At 56.0% G+C, this 18,798-nt stretch carries 16 protein-coding genes and 1 pseudogene; 7 read left to right on the top strand and 10 right to left on the bottom strand.

Annotation, left to right across the window (positions count from 1 at the left end; genetic code table 11):
* Nucleotides 1-124 precede the first annotated feature (124 nt).
* Together dusC and ACZ6J2_RS07010 are read right to left on the bottom strand one after the other, a co-directional pair.
* Nucleotides 125-1,057, bottom strand: coding sequence for a tRNA dihydrouridine(16) synthase DusC (gene dusC / locus ACZ6J2_RS07015; RefSeq protein ID WP_045888710.1), 933 nt, complete (start codon nucleotides 1,055-1,057; stop codon nucleotides 125-127).
* Nucleotides 1,058-1,098: 41 nt separating this feature from the next.
* A pseudogene (locus tag ACZ6J2_RS07010) lies at nucleotides 1,099-1,895 on the bottom strand (AraC family transcriptional regulator).
* 59 nt (nucleotides 1,896-1,954) lie between these two features.
* On the opposite strand from ACZ6J2_RS07010, the gene ACZ6J2_RS07005 reads away from it, so the two are divergent.
* From ACZ6J2_RS07005 to ACZ6J2_RS06980, 6 genes are all read left to right on the top strand, one after another.
* Nucleotides 1,955-2,671, top strand: coding sequence for a type 1 glutamine amidotransferase (locus tag ACZ6J2_RS07005; protein ID WP_471725259.1), 717 nt, complete (start codon nucleotides 1,955-1,957; stop codon nucleotides 2,669-2,671).
* A gap of 191 nt (nucleotides 2,672-2,862) precedes the next feature.
* Nucleotides 2,863-3,258: a CidA/LrgA family protein gene (locus ACZ6J2_RS07000; RefSeq protein WP_023312463.1), complete on the top strand. Its 396-nt coding sequence runs from the start codon at nucleotides 2,863-2,865 to the stop codon at nucleotides 3,256-3,258.
* The gene (locus ACZ6J2_RS06995; protein ID WP_471725258.1) at nucleotides 3,255-3,950 is read left to right on the top strand and encodes a CidB/LrgB family autolysis modulator; all 696 of its coding nucleotides are present in this window, start codon (nucleotides 3,255-3,257) and stop codon (nucleotides 3,948-3,950) included. The genes ACZ6J2_RS07000 and ACZ6J2_RS06995 overlap by 4 nt, the downstream gene beginning before the upstream one ends.
* A 129-nt stretch (nucleotides 3,951-4,079) precedes the next feature.
* Nucleotides 4,080-4,964: a cytidine deaminase gene (cdd, locus tag ACZ6J2_RS06990; protein WP_471725257.1), complete on the top strand. Its 885-nt coding sequence runs from the start codon at nucleotides 4,080-4,082 to the stop codon at nucleotides 4,962-4,964.
* Between the two features lie 126 nt (nucleotides 4,965-5,090).
* Nucleotides 5,091-5,807, top strand: a complete 717-nt coding sequence (sanA, locus tag ACZ6J2_RS06985; RefSeq protein ID WP_008500918.1) for an outer membrane permeability protein SanA — start codon at nucleotides 5,091-5,093, stop codon at nucleotides 5,805-5,807.
* A 124-nt stretch (nucleotides 5,808-5,931) separates the two neighbouring features.
* Nucleotides 5,932-7,320, top strand: a complete 1,389-nt coding sequence (locus tag ACZ6J2_RS06980) for a glutamine synthetase family protein (protein ID WP_471725361.1) — start codon at nucleotides 5,932-5,934, stop codon at nucleotides 7,318-7,320.
* A gap of 50 nt (nucleotides 7,321-7,370) precedes the next feature.
* Here the strand turns inward: ACZ6J2_RS06980 and mglC are convergent, their stop codons facing one another.
* The 7 genes from mglC to ACZ6J2_RS06945 all read right to left on the bottom strand — a co-directional run bounded on the left by mglC (nucleotide 7,371) and on the right by ACZ6J2_RS06945 (nucleotide 15,565).
* Nucleotides 7,371-8,381 (bottom strand): galactose/methyl galactoside ABC transporter permease MglC, encoded by a 1,011-nt coding sequence (gene mglC, locus ACZ6J2_RS06975; protein WP_029740401.1) that lies wholly within the window; start codon nucleotides 8,379-8,381, stop codon nucleotides 7,371-7,373.
* 15 nt (nucleotides 8,382-8,396) lie between these two features.
* Nucleotides 8,397-9,917 (bottom strand): galactose/methyl galactoside ABC transporter ATP-binding protein MglA, encoded by a 1,521-nt coding sequence (gene mglA, locus ACZ6J2_RS06970; RefSeq protein WP_023312467.1) that lies wholly within the window; start codon nucleotides 9,915-9,917, stop codon nucleotides 8,397-8,399.
* A 79-nt stretch (nucleotides 9,918-9,996) separates the two neighbouring features.
* Nucleotides 9,997-10,995, bottom strand: coding sequence for a galactose/glucose ABC transporter substrate-binding protein MglB (gene mglB / locus ACZ6J2_RS06965; RefSeq protein WP_024908164.1), 999 nt, complete (start codon nucleotides 10,993-10,995; stop codon nucleotides 9,997-9,999).
* 295 nt (nucleotides 10,996-11,290) lie between these two features.
* Entirely contained in the window at nucleotides 11,291-12,313 is a 1,023-nt protein-coding gene (gene galS / locus ACZ6J2_RS06960; RefSeq protein ID WP_029740403.1) for an HTH-type transcriptional regulator GalS, read from the bottom strand.
* A gap of 155 nt (nucleotides 12,314-12,468) precedes the next feature.
* Complete coding sequence (gene yeiB, locus ACZ6J2_RS06955; protein WP_471725256.1) at nucleotides 12,469-13,626, bottom strand: DUF418 domain-containing protein YeiB; 1,158 nt, start codon at nucleotides 13,624-13,626, stop codon at nucleotides 12,469-12,471.
* A gap of 19 nt (nucleotides 13,627-13,645) precedes the next feature.
* Entirely contained in the window at nucleotides 13,646-14,314 is a 669-nt protein-coding gene (gene folE, locus ACZ6J2_RS06950) for a GTP cyclohydrolase I FolE (RefSeq protein ID WP_023312471.1), read from the bottom strand.
* Between the two features lie 102 nt (nucleotides 14,315-14,416).
* Nucleotides 14,417-15,565, bottom strand: coding sequence for a YbfB/YjiJ family MFS transporter (locus tag ACZ6J2_RS06945; RefSeq protein WP_471725255.1), 1,149 nt, complete (start codon nucleotides 15,563-15,565; stop codon nucleotides 14,417-14,419).
* A 138-nt stretch (nucleotides 15,566-15,703) separates the two neighbouring features.
* Here ACZ6J2_RS06945 and fghA point away from each other — a divergent pair, with 138 nt between their 5' ends.
* On the top strand, nucleotides 15,704-16,531 hold the full coding sequence (gene fghA / locus ACZ6J2_RS06940; RefSeq protein ID WP_471725254.1) for an S-formylglutathione hydrolase: 828 nt from the start codon (nucleotides 15,704-15,706) through the stop codon (nucleotides 16,529-16,531).
* Between the two features lie 111 nt (nucleotides 16,532-16,642).
* Here the strand turns inward: fghA and cirA are convergent, their stop codons facing one another.
* Nucleotides 16,643-18,613, bottom strand: coding sequence for a catecholate siderophore receptor CirA (gene cirA, locus ACZ6J2_RS06935; protein WP_471725253.1), 1,971 nt, complete (start codon nucleotides 18,611-18,613; stop codon nucleotides 16,643-16,645).
* Nucleotides 18,614-18,798 lie beyond the last annotated feature (185 nt).

Here is an 18,798-nt window from a genome sequence, read left to right as displayed (position 1 = left end):
TAGGTTTTGCCTGTTAGCCAGTAACAATCCTGCGTTGAAAACAGTGGCACCTTAACACCGTCGCGCCACGTTGAAAACCAGAACGGTTTTCTGGTTTAAAAAAGTGTGAGCAATTTAACGCTTATTATTTTGACTGAATCACCCGGGCAATATCAGACGAAGTCTGTAATGTCCGAATCTCCTGAAATAATCCCAGCGCTTCATCGTACTCTTTGCGTAAATAACTCAGCCACTGCTTAATTCGCGCGACGTGATACAAGCCGGTGTCGCCCTGCTTTTCCAGTCGGCTGTATTTTTGCAGCAGCGTAACGACGTCTGCCCACGGCATTCGCGGCTCGTTATATTTCACCACCCGGCTAAGGTTCGGCACATTCAGGGCGCCGCGGCCGATCATCACCGCATCGCAGCCGGTGGCCTTCAGACAGGCCTGCGCGCTCTCGTAGTCCCAGATTTCACCGTTGGCGATCACCGGAATGGTGAGGCGCTTGCGGATCTCGCCGATCGCCTGCCAGTTGATGCGCTCGGCCTTGTAGCCATCTTCTTTAGTGCGGCCATGCACCACCAGCTCGGTGGCCCCGGCCTGCTGCACCGCATCGGCGATTTCAAACTGCCGCGCGTCGCTGTCCCAGCCCAGGCGCACCTTCACCGTCACCGGCAAATGCGAAGGCACGGCCTCACGCATGGCTTTCGCGCCGCGGTAAATCAGCTCAGGATCTTTCAACAAGGTCGCCCCGCCGCCGCTGCCGTTGACCAGCTTCGACGGGCAGCCGCAGTTGAGATCCACCCCGTAAGAGCCCAGCTCAACCGCGCGGGCGGCGTTTTCCGCCAGCCATTCGGGGTACTGGCCGAGCAGCTGAATACGCACCAGCGTGCCGGAAGAGGTCCGGCTCTGGTTGTGCAGCTCGGGGCACAGGCGGAAGAAGGATTTTACCGGCAACAGCATATCGACCACGCGCAGAAACTCCGTCACGCAGAGATCGTAATCGTTCACCTCGGTCAGAAGCTCGCGCACGAGGGAGTCGAGCACGCCTTCCATTGGGGCCAGTAAAACTCGCATAGCAGTACCTGTGAAAAAAGACGCGCTATAGTAGCCGCTCTCTATATCGCTGGGAAGCGCTTCTGTTCAGGGAAAAAGTCGGCCGGAGTTGCCCCGACAACGGCGCGAAACGCCGCCGCAAATGCCGCCTGCCCGGAAATCCCAGCATCCAGGCCACCTGCTTAACCGGGTATCCGTTGGCGAGCAGGTCCAGCGAGGCACAAATCCTTGCGCGCTGTCGCCAGGCCCGGAAGCTAAACCCGGTATCTTTGATAAACGCGCGTGAGAATGTGCGTTCAGACATCGCGGCCTGTTCCGCCAGCCTGTCCATCGAAACGTCCCAGAGATTGCTGGCAATGATGTCACAGGCAACGCGATGTAACCGCTCATCAACGGGCATCGGTAATTCGGCCGAAATCTGCTGCGCCTCGCTGAGGATTTCGAGCAGCAAAACGGCCATGCTGCGCTGGCTTGCCGGCCGGTATTCCGCGCTGAACAGCCCGGCAATCAGCTCTTTGAACAACGCTGTCGCCATAATCACGTGAACCTCCTCTTTCCGCGTAAAAGGCTCGCATTGCGCTATCAGCGCCGGGCTAAACCAGACCGCGCGGAGCTCCGTTGCGGATAACACGCTGTAGGTGTGTTCCTGAAAGGGAGGGATCCACAGCGCGCGCTGCGGCGGTATGACCCAACGCTTATTGCCGGTTTCGACCAGCATCACCCCTTTGATGGCAAACAAAAGCTGCCCCTGTGGATGCCGGTGAGGGGGATCCACTTCGCCGCGCGTATAGCTAATTGCCCCTCTGGACCATCCGGTGGCATCGTCGTGAATTGGCGTTTTATCGATAACGGTTGGCATTTCACATTCCTCCCTTCCTCTTATGATGCTGCTTGTACACGTAACCGGAGAGAGACGCAATGCACATTCATTTTATCATTCATGAACATTTCGAAGCGCCAGGCGCATATGAAGTCTGGGGGAAAAGCCGCGGCTGTAGACTGAGCTACACCAGAGTTTATCAGGGCGATCCGTTACCCGAGGATCTGCAGAGCACAGACTTGCTTATCATCATGGGAGGCCCGCAGTCACCTGCCACCACGCTTGAGGAGTGCCCCTGGTTTGACGCGCAGGCGGAAAAGGCACTCATCAGCCGCGCAATTGAGGCAGGTAAAACGGTGATTGGCGTTTGTCTGGGCTCGCAGCTTATCGGTGAGGCGCTGGGCGCAGCGTTTTGCCATAGCCCGGAAAAAGAGATCGGCAAATTTCCCGTCAGGCTCACAGAGGCAGGCAAGGCGAACCCGCTGTTTGAGGATTTTGGCCACGAGCTGAACGTCGGTCACTGGCATAACGACATGCCAGGGTTGACGCCGCAGGCTAAAGTGCTGGCTTACAGCGAGGGCTGCCCCCGTCAGATCGTGCAATATGGCGAACGGGTTTACGGTTTTCAGTGTCATATGGAACTGACGCCGGAGGTGGTTGAGCTGCTGATTGAACATTCGCAGAACGATCTCCGCCGCGCGGCTGAATTTCGTTTTGTCGAAACGGCGGAAAAACTTCGCTCGCATGATTATCGCGAAATGAATCAGGTGCTGTTTTCATTTCTGGATAAACTCGTCGCCCAACGCGAAGCCTGACTCAGAGGCATTTCTCTGGCTCGTCACTTCGCCACCGCACGCCCTTTCCTCTAAACTGTAGCCTGCCCCTGTGCGGTGATACCAGACGTTCCATTCTGGAATGTCTGGTATGCTCAAATTTCATGATGTGATCCATGGCACATTTTTGGGTTTAATTGTATGATGAATGCGTTTCAGCAAGGACTATCACCATGAGCAAATCATTGAACATTATCTGGCAATATCTGCGCGCATTCGTCCTGATATACGCCTGCCTGTATGCCGGGATATTCATCGCGTCGCTGCTGCCCATCGTCATTCCCGGCAGCATTATCGGCATGCTGATCCTCTTTGTTTTGCTGGCGCTGCAAATCCTGCCCGCAAAATGGGTCAATCCGGGCTGCTTCGTCCTTATTCGCTATATGGCGCTGCTTTTCGTGCCTATCGGCGTCGGGGTCATGCAGTATTTTGATTTGCTCAAGGCCCAGTTCGGCCCGATTGTGGTCTCCTGCGCGGTCAGTACGCTGGTGGTTTTCCTGGTGGTGAGCTGGAGTTCGCATCTGGTGCATGGCGAACGTAACGTGGTCGGGGAGAAAACAAAAAAATGATGGCCAATATCTGGTGGTCGCTGCCGTTAACCCTTGCGGTGTTCTTCGCCGCGCGCAAGCTTGCTGCACGTTTCAAAATGCCGTTGCTGAACCCGCTGCTGGTGGCAATGGTGGTAATTATTCCGTTCCTGCTGCTCACCGGCATTCCTTACGAACGTTATTTTGTCGGCAGCAAAATTTTAAACGACCTGCTGCAGCCTGCCGTTGTGGCGCTTGCCTTTCCTTTATATGAGCAGCTCCACCAGATCCGCGCCCGCTGGAAATCCATCATTACCATCTGTTTTGTGGGCAGCCTGGTGGCGATGATCACCGGCACGTCGGTAGCGCTGTTGATGGGAGCCTCCCCGCAGATCGCCGCCTCTATCCTGCCTAAATCGGTGACCACGCCTATCGCGATGGCGGTCGGCGGCAGCCTCGGCGGGATCCCGGCCATCAGCGCGATGTGCGTCATTTTCGTCGGTATTCTCGGTGCGGTGTTTGGTCACACCCTGCTGAACGGGATGCGTATTCACACTAAAGCGGCACGGGGGCTGTCGATGGGGACCGCCTCCCACGCCCTGGGCACCGCCCGCTGCGCGGAGCTGGATTATCAGGAAGGGGCGTTTAGCTCCCTGGCGCTGGTGATCTGCGGGATTATCACCTCCCTGCTGGCCCCGTTCATTTTCCCGCTGATTCTGGCGGTGATGGGCTAAAATTTGCGATGCGTCGCGCAAATTTCATTTTGATTTCATAAGTTGCAAACATAATGAGAAGTGGATCACATATAAAGCCCTGACGGCTCCGTAAACTACCGATCCATTAACCTTTATGAGGCAAACGCCATGCACCCACGTTTTCAAGCTGCTTTCGCCCAGCTTGCAGAGAATTTGCAGTCAGCCCTGGCTCCCGTTCTGGCAGATGCACACTTCCCCGCCCTGCTGACCGCGGAGCAGGTCACGATGCTGAAACAGGCAACGGGACTGGACGAAGACGCGCTGGCTTTCGCACTGCTTCCCCTGGCTGCCGCCTGCGCGCGGGCCGATCTCTCCCACTTTAACGTCGGGGCCATTGCGCGCGGCGTCAGCGGAACCTGGTACTTCGGCGGCAATATGGAGTTCCTGGGCGCGACCATGCAGCAAACGGTTCACGCCGAGCAGAGCGCCATCAGCCACGCCTGGCTGCGCGGTGAAAAAGCCCTGAGCGCCATTACCGTTAACTACACCCCCTGCGGCCACTGCCGTCAGTTTATGAACGAGCTGAACAGCGGGCTGCAGCTGCGCATCAACCTGCCAGGCCGCGCGCCGCACACGCTGGGGGATTATCTGCCGGACGCCTTTGGCCCGAAAGATCTGGAGATCAAAACGCTGCTGATGGACGAGCAGGACCACGGTTACACCCTGTCCGGCGATGACCTGAGCCAGGCGGCCATTCGCGCGGCCAACAAAAGCCACACGCCGTACAGCAAGTCTCCGAGCGGCGTGGCGCTGCAGTGCCGCGATGGCCGGATCTTTAGCGGCAGCTACGCGGAAAACGCCGCGTTTAACCCAACCCTGCCACCGCTGCAGGGCGCGCTTAACCTGCTGAGCCTGAACGGCTATGACTATCCGGACATTCAGCGCGCTATTCTGGCAGAAATTGCCGATGCGCCGCTGATCCAGTGGGATGCCACCGCCGCGACGCTTAAAGCGCTGGGCTGCACGACGATTGACCGCGTACTGCTTGCGTAATCCTTCCGGCGGGCAGAAATGCCCGCCAGTTTGCTGAAAAACCCCTCAGTTGAGTCGCTGTTTCTTGCGCTAACCAGGCGGGTAAAGTAGCCTGAGTTAAATTTCATCCACGAACGAGCCATCTCCATGTTAAAGCGCGTTTTTTACAGCCTGTCTGTCCTGGTCGGCATACTGCTGTTGATCGTGCTGGGTCTCGACCGCTGGATGAGCTGGAAAACCGCCCCCTACATCTTTGATGACCTGCAGGACCTGCCCTATCGTCAGGTTGGCGTGGTGCTCGGCACCGCCAAGTATTACCGCACCGGCGTGATCAACCAGTATTACCGTTACCGCATTCAGGGCGCGCTGAACGCCTACAACAGCGGCAAGGTGAACTACCTGCTGCTGAGCGGCGATAACGCGCTGCAAAGCTACAATGAACCGGTGACGATGCGTAAGGACCTGATTGCCGCGGGCGTGGACCCTGCCGATATCGTGCTCGACTACGCCGGATTCCGCACCCTGGACTCCATCGTGCGCACGCGTAAAGTCTTCGACACCAACGACTTCATCATCATCACCCAGCGCTTCCACTGCGAACGCGCGCTGTTTATCGCGCTGCATATGGGCATTCAGGCGCAGTGTTACGCGGTGCCGTCGCCAAAAGACATGCTGAGCGTGCGCGTCCGTGAGTTCGGCGCGCGTTTTGGCGCCCTGGCCGATCTGTATATCTTCAAACGCGAACCGCGCTTTTTAGGCCCGCTGGTGCCGATTCCGGCGATGCACGAAGTGCCGGAAGACGCGCAGGGTTACCCGGCCGTCACGCCCGAGCAGCTGCTTGATATGCAGAAAAAAGAGAAATAACAGGGCCGCCTTTATACTTTCTTTACGCCGGGCCTGACGCTTTTTATCCCCCCTTTACGTCGGCTCTTTTAAGCTGAGTTCACTGCCGCTACGGCTTCATTGAAGAATGACTATGAACTCAATAATGAATGCGTTTTTCCTCAAAAGTCTCCGTCCGTATTTTAACTTTCCCGGTTTATCACTTCCTGGCGCACTCAATTCCGGTCTCTGGCTTGATGAAAAAATTGACGCCCTGCAGCACAACATTTCAGTGGAAGTGGCAGATTATCTGGAACGTTACCCGCAGACGAAACATGTAGACGTTTACCTGAACGATATCAACGGCACGATGCGCGGCAAGCGTCTGTCGGTGGAGAGCATGCTGAGCCTGGAAAAAGGCTGTTATTTTCCCCTTTCGGTTTACTCGATGGATCAGAAAGGAAAAATCGCCGCCCCGCTTCATGATGAACCGGACCGACTCTGCCTCCCCGTCGCCGGTTCCCTGCGCCCCTGCCCGCAGGATCCGCAGCACAACGCGCAGATCCTGCTGACGATGAAAGACAGCGACGATATCCCCTGCCCGCTTGAGCCGCGCGTGATACTGCAGAACGTGCTGGCCCGCTTCCACCAGCACGGCCTCTTCCCGGTGATTGCCCCGGAAATCGAGTTCTATCTGACGGGACATGACGATCGGGATCCGCAAAATCAGGGCTGTTTTCACATGGATACTACGACGGCCCATGCGGCACTGTTTGACGAGCTGGAACAGCTGGCGTACCTGCAGCGCATCCCGCTGTCCGGGATCGTGGCGGAAGCCGAGTCCGGTCAGTACGAATTAAACCTGAAGCACAGCCATCGCGTCGTTGAGGTCTGCGATAACGTGCTGGCGCTTCGTCGCCTGACCCGTCACGTTGCCGAAAAGCACGGCCTGCAGGCCAACTTTATGGCTAAACCTTTCAGCCAGCTGTCCGGCAGCGGCCTGCACTTCCATTTCAGCCTGAACAATCGTCACGGCGAAAACGTCTTTGCTTCCCCGGTGAACGCGCTTAACAGCATGATGCGTTTGTGCATCGCGGGGCAGCTGGCGCTGATGCCCGCCTCCGTCGCCATTCTTGCGCCGGGCGTTAACGCGTTTCGTCGCCTGCGTAAAAACCTGACGGAGCCCGTATTTAACTCCTGGGGCTATAACACCCGCTCCGCCGCCCTGCGTATTCCCTGCTCGGATGACCACAACCGTCGTATCGAGTACCGGCTGGCCGGGGCCGATGCCAATCCCTATCTGGTGGCAGCCACTATCTTGACCGGCATGCTGTACGGGCTGGAAAACACCGACGACGAGGATTTGCCGGAACCGCAGCACGATCGTCCCAAGCTGCCGCTGTTTCAGCAGGAGGCGATTGAGACCTTTGCCCGCTGTCAATACCTCACCGACAGCCTGGGCGACGCCTTTTCCGAGCAGTGGGTCGCCTGCAAGCTCTCTGAACTCGACTGGTTTGAGCGCATTGTGACCCGAGAGGAGTCGCATCTGGCGTAGGGCATAAAAAAAGCCCGCTCGATGAGCGGGCCGGATAACGCGAGGAGGAATTACTTCTTACGCGCGTACTTGAGTGAATCCAGCGCAACCGCGAAGATAATGATGGCGCCTTTGATGATGTACTGCCAGTACGGGTTCACGCCGATATAGGTCAAGCCGTAGTTGATGACGGTGAAGATGATCACACCGGTCACCACGCCCAGTACCGTACCCACGCCGCCGCTGAAGGAGACGCCGCCCACCACGCAGGCTGCGATCGCATCCAGCTCGTACATGAAGCCAAGGTTGTTGGTTGCAGAGCCGATACGGCCCGCTTCCAGCATCCCGCCAAAGGCGTAGAACACGCCGGACAGCGCGTAGATGAAGAGCAGGTTCAGGGCAACGTTTACGCCGGACACTTTCGCCGCTTCCGGATTACCGCCGATTGCGAAGATGTTTTTACCAAAGCGCGTTTTGTTCCACAGGATCCAGACGAAGGCCACCGCGATCAGCGCATAGAAGGTGATATACGACAGGCGGAAGCTGCCCAGCGCGATAAACCCTTGCGTAAAGGTCGAGAAGCCGCTGTCAAAGCCCGAGATAGGTGAAGCACCGACAAAGTCGTAGTACAGGGAGTTGATACCGTAAACGATGATCATCGTACCCAGCGTGGTGATAAACGGCGTCACGTTCAGGTAGGCGATAATGATACCGTTGATCAGACCAATCACCGCACCGATGGCGCAGACAATCAGGATCACCACGAAAATCGGCATGGTAGCCATTTCCGGGAAGACCTTGTTGGCGTTTTCCATCGACTGCAGCAGGGTTGCCGCGATAACCGCCGCCAGCCCCACCTGACGACCGGCAGAAAGGTCCGTCCCCTGGGTCACGATCAGGCCCGCCACGCCCAGCGCAATGATAATACGCACGGAGGACTGGGTCAGAATGTTACTCAGGTTCAGCAGGCTTAAGAACGTAGGGTCCTGGAAAATGATGATAGCCAGCAGTACTAAAAGAACAACGTAAATACCGCCTTCTTTCAGGTAAGTGAGAAAACTTTTTTTATTTAACGCACTCATGAGGAGCCCCTGATCTTAAAGGTGCAAAGACGCAAGACGCAAAATTTCGTTTTGCGTTGTCGTTTTGGTGTCAACAATACCGGCAACGAGACCATTGCTCATAACCAGAATACGATCCGTGATCCCTAACAATTCCGGCATTTCGGAAGAAATAATAATGATCCCTTTATTCTTTTTCGCCAGCTCGGCAATCAGCTGATAAATTTCAAACTTCGCGCCGACGTCAATACCGCGGGTCGGTTCATCCAGCATCAGAATTTCTGGCTGGGTTAATAACCAACGTCCGATAATGACTTTCTGCTGGTTACCGCCTGACAGCGAACCAATTTGGGTGCGGTGTCCTGGCGTTTTCACGCGCATGGAGTCAATAACCCATTGGGTATCGCTCTTCATGCGGGAGTTATCCAGCAGCCCGACTTTGTTTTTGTAATTGCGAATGTTAGAAATTAACGAGTTAAAGTTAATATCCAGATAGGCATAAATCCCGGTCGAACGACGCTCTTCCGTCACCAGCGCAAAACCATTATTAATGGCTTCGTTGGCGTTGTGGTTGTTAATTTTCTTACCGTGCAGCGTAATAGTGCCTTCGGCTTTCTCACGGATACCGAACAGGGTTTCCACGATGTCGGTGCGTTTTGCCCCGACCAGACCGGCAATCCCCAGGATTTCCCCCTTGTGCAGGTCGAAGGAGACATCGCGGATGGACGGCTGGCGTAACGAGGTCAGATTGCGCACTTCCAGGATCACTTCGCCCGGCTTGTTTTCTTTGTCCGGGAAGCGCTGGTTCAGGGAACGGCCCACCATCATAGCGATGATCTTGTCCATGTCCAGCCCTTCCAGCGGCTGCGTGGCAATCCACTGACCGTCGCGCAGGATGGTGATCTCATCGCACAGCTGGAAGATCTCTTCCATTTTGTGGGAGATATACACAATGCCGCAGCCGCGATCTTTTAGCTTACGAATAATGGTAAAAAGGTGATTAACCTCTTTTTCCGTTAATGACGATGTCGGTTCGTCCATGATGACGATTTTCGCATCATAGGAGAACGCTTTGGCGATTTCGATCATCTGCATCTGGGAGACGGATAATGTTCCCACGCGGGCGCGCGGATCGATATCAATATCCAGCTCATCGAAAATCGCTTTGGTGTCGCGATACATTTTGTCCTGGTCGACAAAGACACCCTTGGTTGGATAACGCCCCAACCACATGTTATCCATGACTGAACGCTGTAGCACCAGGTTTAATTCCTGGTGAACCATCGAGATACCGTTTTCCAGTGCTTCTTTCGCTGAATGGAAATCGATCTCTTTCCCCTGAAAAAGAATGCTGCCAGAATCTTTTTGATAGATCCCAAAAAGACATTTTAATAATGTTGATTTACCCGCACCGTTCTCACCCATTAAGGCGTGAATAGAGTGAGGACGCACTTTTAAATTAACATTATCGAGTGCCTTAACACCGGGAAAGGACTTGTTGATACCGCTCATTTCCAACAGGTATTCACCGGATGACTGAGTATTTGTGCTGACCATAATTATACCTTGTTGGCCTCGCATATCGCGTTATAAATGGGCGCAACGAATTGCGCCCAGTGGAGACATAACAACTAACTTATTTACCGATGAACTCAGCCAGGTTGGACTGGTCTACGCCCACGTAAGGTACGCGAACGATTTTGTTTTCAATTTTCCAGTTGGTGCCATCAGCCGCACCTTTACCGTCGGCCAGGTTTTTCGCCAGATCGAAGGTCGCTTTCGCCTGGTTGTTGGCATCGTTCAGAACGGTACCGGCCATTGCACCAGATTTAACCAGCGCCAGTGCTTCTGGCAGTGCATCTACGCCGAACACAGGAATGGAGGATTTGTTGTGTGCTTTCAGCGCTTCTACCGCACCCATTGCCATCGCATCGTTGTTCGCGATAACCACTTCGATTTTGTTTGCGTTAGGGCCGGACAGCCACGCGTCCATCTTATCTTTCGCCTGAGCGGTATCCCACATCGCGGTATCTAACGCCAGCTGCTGGGTTTTCAGACCCTTGTCGTTCAGCTCTTTGATAACGTAGGTGGTACGGGCTTCAGCATCCGGGTGGCCGGGTTCGCCTTTCAGCAGCACGAACTGAATCTGACCGTCTTTGTTCAGGTCCCAGTTCGGGTTCGCCGCCCAGTGTTTTGCAATCAGATCGCCCTGAATAATACCGGACTCTTTGGAGTCGGTACCGACGTAATACGCTTTGTCGTAGCTATCCAGCGCTTTACGGGAAGGTTCTTTGTTGAAGAAGACGATTGGCACGTTCTGGCCGCGCGCTTTTTCAATAACCGTGCCTGCTGCAGCCGGGTCAACCAGGTTGATGGCCAGGGCTTTCACGCCTTTCGCCAGCAGAACGTCGATCTGGTCGTTCTGTTTGGACTGGTCGTTCTGGGAGTCGTTCATCAGCAGCTGAACGTCTGGCGCTGCTTTCGCATCTTTCTCAATCGCTTTACGTACAACAGACATGAAGTTGTCGTCGTATTTATAGATGGTCACACCAATACGGGTATCCGCAGCGTGCGCTGCTGCACCAAAAAGCATGCTTGCCATTACGGCAGACAGGGTCAACACCTTCTTATTCATGGTATCTCCGGTTTTTTTTATGCAGGGTAGTTCTTGTGAATAACGATCGGCGGGCAGGTGTTAATAAAACGTTACTGACAGCCGAAGTTCACTTATAAAATTTCTATCTTCCGTGTTCGGTAACGCTCCAGAAATGCGTTTTATTCGTTGTTTGCGGCACGTTGGCTATAGTGAAAGTGAATAATCACCGTTACATAGCGTTTCAGCCCCTAAAACGCTGACATCATAGTCAGCGCCTTGTTAAGATACTGTGAATTTACTCACAGATTGAAAACGGTTACATCACCTCACGTAATCAGTTAGTGATCGGAACCACAATTTGCCGTGCCGCGACGGAATGCCGACGCACTAAAGTCGGCATGAAACAGTGCGTTGCGCCCGGATCCAGCAGCCCTGCAGCCCCCTGTAACGCCAGCTCAGTCGCCAGTTTCGCCATAGAAGCAATGGGGTAACGCACCGTTGTCAGCTGCGGGTCGGTGTAACGGGCAATCGGAATATCATCAAAACCAATGAGTGATAAATGCTGTGGCACCGCAATGCCGTTATCCTTCAGCGCCGTCAGGGCGCCTGCCGCCATGCTGTCGTTATAGGCAAACACCGCAGTAAGCTGCAGGTTGCGGCCCAGCAGCTCCACCATCGCCGCCTCACCGCCCTGCATGTCCGGCGTACCGGTGCCTGTCCAGCTTTCTGACGGCGTAATGCCGTGCTCTTTCAGGGCGTTTTGCCACCCCTCGCGCCGCAGGTCGTCATCTTCAATATGATGGCTGGAGGCCAGATAGCCGATCCGCTGATGCCCGTTGTTGATGAGCATTTTCGTCGCCATCATGGCGCCGCTGACGTTATCCAGCCCGACGCAGCGATGGGCATAGCCGGGGACGATGCGGTTGATCAGCACCATGCCCGGGATCTGATCCATAAAGCCGGTTAGCTCTTCATCGCTCAAGGCTTTTGAATGGACAATCAAGGCGTTACAGCGCTGGCGGATCAGCACTTCGATGGCATGGCGCTCCTTTTCCGCCTCATGATAGCTATTGCCGATCAGGACATATTTCTGATGCTGCTGGGCGACCACGTCGACCGCTTTGACCAGCGCGCCGAAAAAGGCATCCGATACATCCATCACCACCACGCCGATGGTGTCGCTGACCTGCGTCGCAAGCGCCTGGGCATTGGCATTTGGCCGGTACCCGAGCTGGGTCACGGCTTTCATTACGGTTTCACGGGTTTCAGGGCTGACCAGCGCGCTATTGTTCAGCACGCGTGAGACGGTAGCCACAGAAACGCCCGCCTGACGGGCGACGTCACGAATGGTGATCATATTCACCATCCTTCAAAGGATTGCAGCAACTCACAGACACCCCCTGTGTTTAGCAAGGTGGCTATTTTGGCAGCGAGAGAAAGGGGACTACGTGAAGAAGCTCACACTCATGAAAACGCTTACATCCGTTTTGTTAATGATTGTGATCCAGATCGTTATCTGGATGTGTTCCTCAATGATACCCCTGAAGCATGTGCGGTTAACTGACGCCACACCCACTCCAGCGGTCCCTGGCGGAAATAGCGTAGCCAGAGAACAGAAAACGCCAGGTTAATCACCCAGACCGGAATAACAAACGCCAGCAGCGTGAGGCGGTCGAATTTCATAAACAGGCCAAAGCGATAGAAAAGCGCGGTGCATATCAGCGTTTGTAGCAGGTAATTGCTCAACGCCATGCGGCCCACGCAGGCGATAGCGCTGACGATCCACAGGCGGGAAAGCGTTGGCCAGTAGCCATAGATCAGCGCCGCGTAGCCGATGGTCTGGAACGGCGCGCTCAGTTCGCGCGGCACCTGGAGCAGGAACGCGCACCAGCGGTAATCCCAGTGGATATGCCACTGCGTGATTATCGCCGGGAGGTTAATCAGCACGCCGATCAGCACCAGCCCGACACCCGTTCGCCGATAGTGACGCAGGCTGAACTCCCCTTTCAGCCAGCCGGTGCGCATCAGTGACGCGCCCATCAGCATCATGCCCGCCAGCTGCCAGCCGTATTGCGCGCCCAGCGCAAGGAGGTTATCCCCCAGCATATCCGCGCGGTTGCTTATCGCTTCCGTACCGCCCTTCAGCTTCCAGTACTGTTCGTACTGCAGGTTAGCGGCATCCGGTATCCAGGAACGGTTCGTCGCCTCGCCGGAGATCATCCCCAGCAGCAGCAATACAGCAAGCCCCATGACATAGAGCATCACGCCGGTGTTAAACAGGCTTTTTACGCTGTGCGCATCGCGAATCAGACGCCAGCAGATGAGCCCGACTAACCCATACGCGAGAAGAATATCGCCGTCCCAGAAGAACAGGCCGTGGATAAAGCCGAGGAGAACCAGCAGCGTCAGGCGCGACTGGATCCAGCGCGTACCGCGTTTGAGGAGGAGTTGCAGACCTGCACCAAACAGCAGGGCAAACAGCGTGAGGAATTTAACCTGTGCGAAGAGATCGAGGACAGCCCAGGTCCAGGCATCACTGCGCGTGATGTCGCCATACCAGGCAGGATTGAGATAAGCCGCCTTCGGCAGGCCGAAGGCGCTGATATTAAGCAGCAGGATACCGAGAATGGCGACGCCGCGAACAAAATCGAGCGTGACGTTTCGCTCCATGGTTCCTGCCCTGTAAGACTTAGTTGTGGTGACGTACGGCGCGCAGGAACTCCTGGCGGGTATTCTGGCTCGATTTAAACAGGCCGCCCAGCGACGTGGTGGTCGTTGCACTGGTCGCATCACGCACGCCGCGCGCCTTCACGCAGTAGTGAACCGCGTCGATAGAGACGGCCACGTTATTGGTGCCCAGCAGCGTTTGCAGCGCGGTCAGGATCTGCTGAGTCAGACGCTCCTGCACCTGCGGACGCTGAGCAAAGAACTGCACGATGCGGTTGATTTTCGACAGGCCAATCACCGTATCTTTTGGGATATACGCCACGGTCGCTTTACCGTCGATGGTCACGAAGTGGTGTTCGCAGGTGCTGGTCAGCGTGATATCGCGTACCGTCACCATCTCGTCCACTTTCATCTTGTTTTCAATGACGGTGATTTTCGGGAAATTGGCGTAATCCAGCCCGGAGAAAATTTCGTCGACGTACATTTTCGCGATGCGGTGCGGCGTCTCCATCAGACTGTCGTCACTCAGATCGAGATTCAGCAGCTCCATGATCTCGGTCATATGACCGGCAATCAGACGCTTGCGGGTTTCATTGTCCAAATCCTGGACGGGCGGGCGCAGTGGCGTTTCAAGACCGCGCGCAACCAGGGCTTCGTGGACCAGGGCAGCTTCTTTACTGAGTGATGACATTTTGTTCTCCTGCAGGTGTGGCGTCTTTTGCCCTCGTTGTGGCAAAAGTATGCGCTCATTGTGCGTGAGGCGGCGCACATAATCCAGTATTCACGACGATAATTATTGCAATTGCTGTTGCCTTTCAGCGTGACGATTCCAGACCAGCGCTCCGCCGACGAACAGCGCAACGCCCGCCAGCCCCAGCGCGGGCTCCAGCCGGTGGGTAAGCCAGGTTGATAACGCCGAGGTGACCGGGCCAATCAATTGACCAATCGCATACCCGGTGGTGAGCAGGCCTGCCATATAGCGCGTATGGTTTGGCGCCAGTTCGCGGCCGTATAAAAGAGAGAGCTGTACGGCACACAAAAAACCGCCGCCCACCAGCAGCCCGCCCGTCAGCAAACCGCCAATCCCCGGCAGCAGCCAGGCCGCCAGCACGCCAGCCCCCTGTAACCACAGCACGATAGCCAGCCTGCGGTTAGCCGTTGAGGTGTGGCGTAAAAGAATACTGAGCGCAATGCCCACCACGGCGGCGATACCAAAAATCGGCCAGACAAACTGGGCAAACAGGCTGCCGGGAAAACGCACCGCAGCCATTTGCGACAGGAATGTCGCCGGGAGGATATAGCCAAACCCGGCCAGGCTGTAGCTCCAGACCAGGCGCTTTAAATCCGCCGTCAGCACCAGCGGCTCCGGCGCGGAGCCGGGGCGATGGAGCTGCCCGGATCGCGGCAGGTAGCGCGCCACCAGCGCAATCAGCACCAGCGCCAGCACGCCGTAGATTTGCCATGCCGCCCCGGCCGAAAGGGATTTCGCCTGGATATAGACGGCGAGCAGCCCGCTCAGGGCAATGCCCGCCCCCGGTCCGGCAAACACGGCGGCGCTCAGGCCAGGTTTACCCAGCTGCCCCAGCCGCTCGTTGGTCCAGGCGGCAATGAGTACCATCGACCAGCCGCTCATGCAGCCAATCACGAAGCGCAGCAGGCCGTGCACGACGGCGTTATCCGCCGCCGCGGAGAGCAGCGTCAGCGCAACCGCGCCGGTGATGCCAAGCCAGAGACGCGTTTCCACAAAGCGGTGCGCGCGCATGGCATCCCATGCGCCCACCAGATAGCCCAGATAATTCATCGCCGCCACCAGACCCGCGCTGGTCAGCGTAAGCTGCCCGGCATCAATCATGAGCGGCACCTGAGGCGTAAAGGCAAAGCGCCCTATTCCCATCGCCACCACCAGAACGACAAATCCACTGAGCGCAATACGCAGCGCCATGACCGCTCCAATTGTTAAAGAAAAGTAAATTTATGATGCAGCATCTCGCCGTCTGGCGAAAGTGAAAGTTACTCACAGGTCAATGAAAAGGCTGTATTATGGTTTTTATGAATACGCATTCTCATTAAGGAGCCCTGCATGGAACTGCTCGAAGAGCACCGTTGTTTTGAAGGTCGACAGCAGCGCTGGCGGCATGACTCCACCGTCCTGAACTGTGCGATGACGTTCAGCATTTTCCTGCCGCCGACGGAAAATCCGCCGGTTCTGTTCTGGCTTTCGGGCCTGACCTGCAACGACGAAAACTTCACCACCAAAGCGGGCGCACAGCGACTTGCCGCCGAGCTGGGTATTGCGCTGGTGATGCCTGATACCAGCCCGCGTGGCGATGATGTGGCCGACGATGAAGGTTACGACCTGGGCAAAGGAGCCGGGTTTTATCTCAATGCAACCGAGCAGCCCTGGGCGCGCCACTACCGCATGTATGATTACATACGCGACGAGCTGCCCGCGCTGATTCAGTCCGGGTTTGCGGTAAGCGATCGCTGCGCCATCAGCGGACACTCCATGGGCGGTCACGGGGCGCTGATCATGGCGTTAAAAAATCCGGGAAAATACGTCAGCGTGTCGGCATTTGCGCCAATTGTGAACCCAACGCAGGTGCCGTGGGGGCAGAAAGCCTTCACGAACTATCTGGGGGAAGATGAAGCGAATTGGCAGGAATGGGACAGCTGTGCGCTGATGCTGGCCAGCAGTTCGGCAAATGCGATCCCGATGCTTATCGATCAGGGCGATGCGGATCAGTTCCTCGCCGGACAGCTGCAGCCTGCGGTGCTCGCAGAAGCGGCACGCCAGAAGGACTGGCCGCTGACGCTGCGCATTCAGCCGGGGTATGACCACAGCTATTACTTCATCGCGTCCTTTATTGAGGATCATCTCCGTTTCCATGCGGAGCATTTGTTTGGGTAAGTGCGAGTGTGTGCGCTCTGATACCCTCACCCTGCCCCTCTCCCACAGGGAGAGGGAACAAACACTAAAAACGGCAACTTACGTTGCCGTTTTGCTTTTACCCTGGCCGCATCAGAACTTGTAATCCACGCCAACAAAGTAGCGACGGCCATCTTCCGTATAGCTGTAATCGTCGCGGCTCAGATCTTTATCCAGCAGGTTCTGCACGCCCGCGCGCAGCTTCACGCTTTTCGTCGCCTGCCACGCGGCGCCGGTATTCCAGATGACATAGCCACCCGGCGTTGCTGCACTGCTGGTCAGTGCACGTTTCTCACCGGTGTAGTTGCCCTGAACGTAGAACGACCAGTCCTGCGTTGCCTTCCAGTCTACGGTACCGTTGGCGGTGTGGAACGGCAGATCGGACAGCGGCTTGTTGCCGCCGTTGCTGATGTCACGGCCGTCGTTGTAGGTATAGTTCAGGGTCAGTTTCCAGTCGTCCGCCAGCGGGAGCTTCAGCTCGGTCTCCACCCCGCGGATACGCGCCTTGTTAACGTTGTAGTAGCGGAAAATCGGTTCACCGTCCGCATTCAGGCCAACGTAGTTAGGGTAGCCCAGGGCCTGTTTCGCATTGGCCGTACGGCTGATGCTGATGCGGTCATCCACGTTATTCTGGAAGGTGGTGACGCTGGCCTGCACGCCCTCTAACCAGCCCTCTTCCCCGCTGTAGTAAAGACCGAATTCAAAGCTTTCGCTGGTTTCCGGTTTCAGATCGGGGTTACCGACAATCTCACAGGCACCGCGGCACGAGCCGGTTACCCAGTCCGGGCTAAGCTGCAACAGTGACGGCGCTTTAAACGCGGTAGCCCAGCCCCCTTTCACCGTTACGGTATCGGTCGCGTTGTAAACCAGATAGGCTCGCGGGCTCCAGTGGTCACCGTAGGTATCATGGTCATCCATACGGATGCCGGTGGTCAGCGCCAGAGGTTCAAAGATACGCCACTCATCTTCAAGGAACAGGGCATACTGGCTTGTCGAGGTACTGCTGCTGGAACCGCCCGTCAGGTTGACCGGATCTTTCAGCTTATCGTGACGCCATTCCCCGCCGAAGGTCAGCAGCTGGTTGATTTCACCCAGCGGCAGCACGTATTTCCCGTCCACCGCGTTGCTCTCGGAGGTGATCGGATTGCTGTTGCCCGGGTTTTTGTTATCCACCTTTTCGCCGTAAACCTTCAGCTCGCTGTTGCCGACGCCCCAACGGCCGTTGTGGCTGAGAGAGTAGTTCTGACGCTCAAGGCGGTTTTTGTCGAGGGAATCCGAGTCACGATCCTGACGGTCGAAGCCGTAGCCCGCCGTAAAGTCGTGGTTTTCAGACGGTGTCCAGGCGAACTCCACATTCGCATCGCGGCTGGTAAAGCCCTCAATGCGCGGCGTTTCACCGCTCGCCGTGGTAGAGGACTTCTGCTGACCGTCTTTCTCACGCTTCGCGAGGCTACCGTAGGCTTTCAGCCCCAGCAGGCCGTCCACCAGCGGACCGCTGGTATAGAACTGACCATTGTAGGTGTCTCCACGGTCGCGGTGCTCCTGAATTGTGGAATCGGCGCTCAGGGTGCCCGTCCATTTCTGGCCGATTTTTTTGGTGATAATGTTCACCACCCCGCCCAGCGCATCGGAACCGTACAGAGAAGACATCGGTCCGCGCACCACTTCGATTCGTTCGATGGCGTCAACCGGCACCCAGTTGAGGTCGAAATCATTATGGCGGAATACCGCGTTACGCGAGTTGACGCGCTTGCCGTCGATCAGGATCAGCGTGTAGCTGCTGTCCAGTCCACGAATACTTACCCCTTTACGGTTGTCCCCTTCGCTCGTGAGCTGAACGCCCGGCACCTCCCGTAACACATCTTTCAGATTCTGAACGGGTTTGCGCTGCAAATCTTCCTGGGTAATCACGCTGATGCTTGCCGGTGCGTCTTTCAGGTTTTGCTCGGTCGCGGAGGCCGTTACAACCATTGTGTCGCCGGATTCCGCTGCGATAACAGGCAGGGCCAGGGACATTGCGGACGCACAAAGTCCTCCCCTGACGAAGGGATTCAACCTAAACATTCCATATCTCCATGAGGTAAATACAACTAAATCAAATCATCATTGCTCACAGCGTCTTCCCTGCCGCCCACGTCTGCGGTGGGTCGGTGACACGCTTATTTTTGATAACGATAAAGCAAACGATAATTATTATCAATTAAATTGTTAAGAAATATATCTTTGTTTCAGGATGCGGGCATAAAAAA

The organism is Enterobacter sp. E14S, from assembly GCF_055666685.1.
The sequence above is the reverse complement of the archived record's forward strand: the minus strand, read 5'-3'. Positions and strand labels throughout refer to the sequence as shown.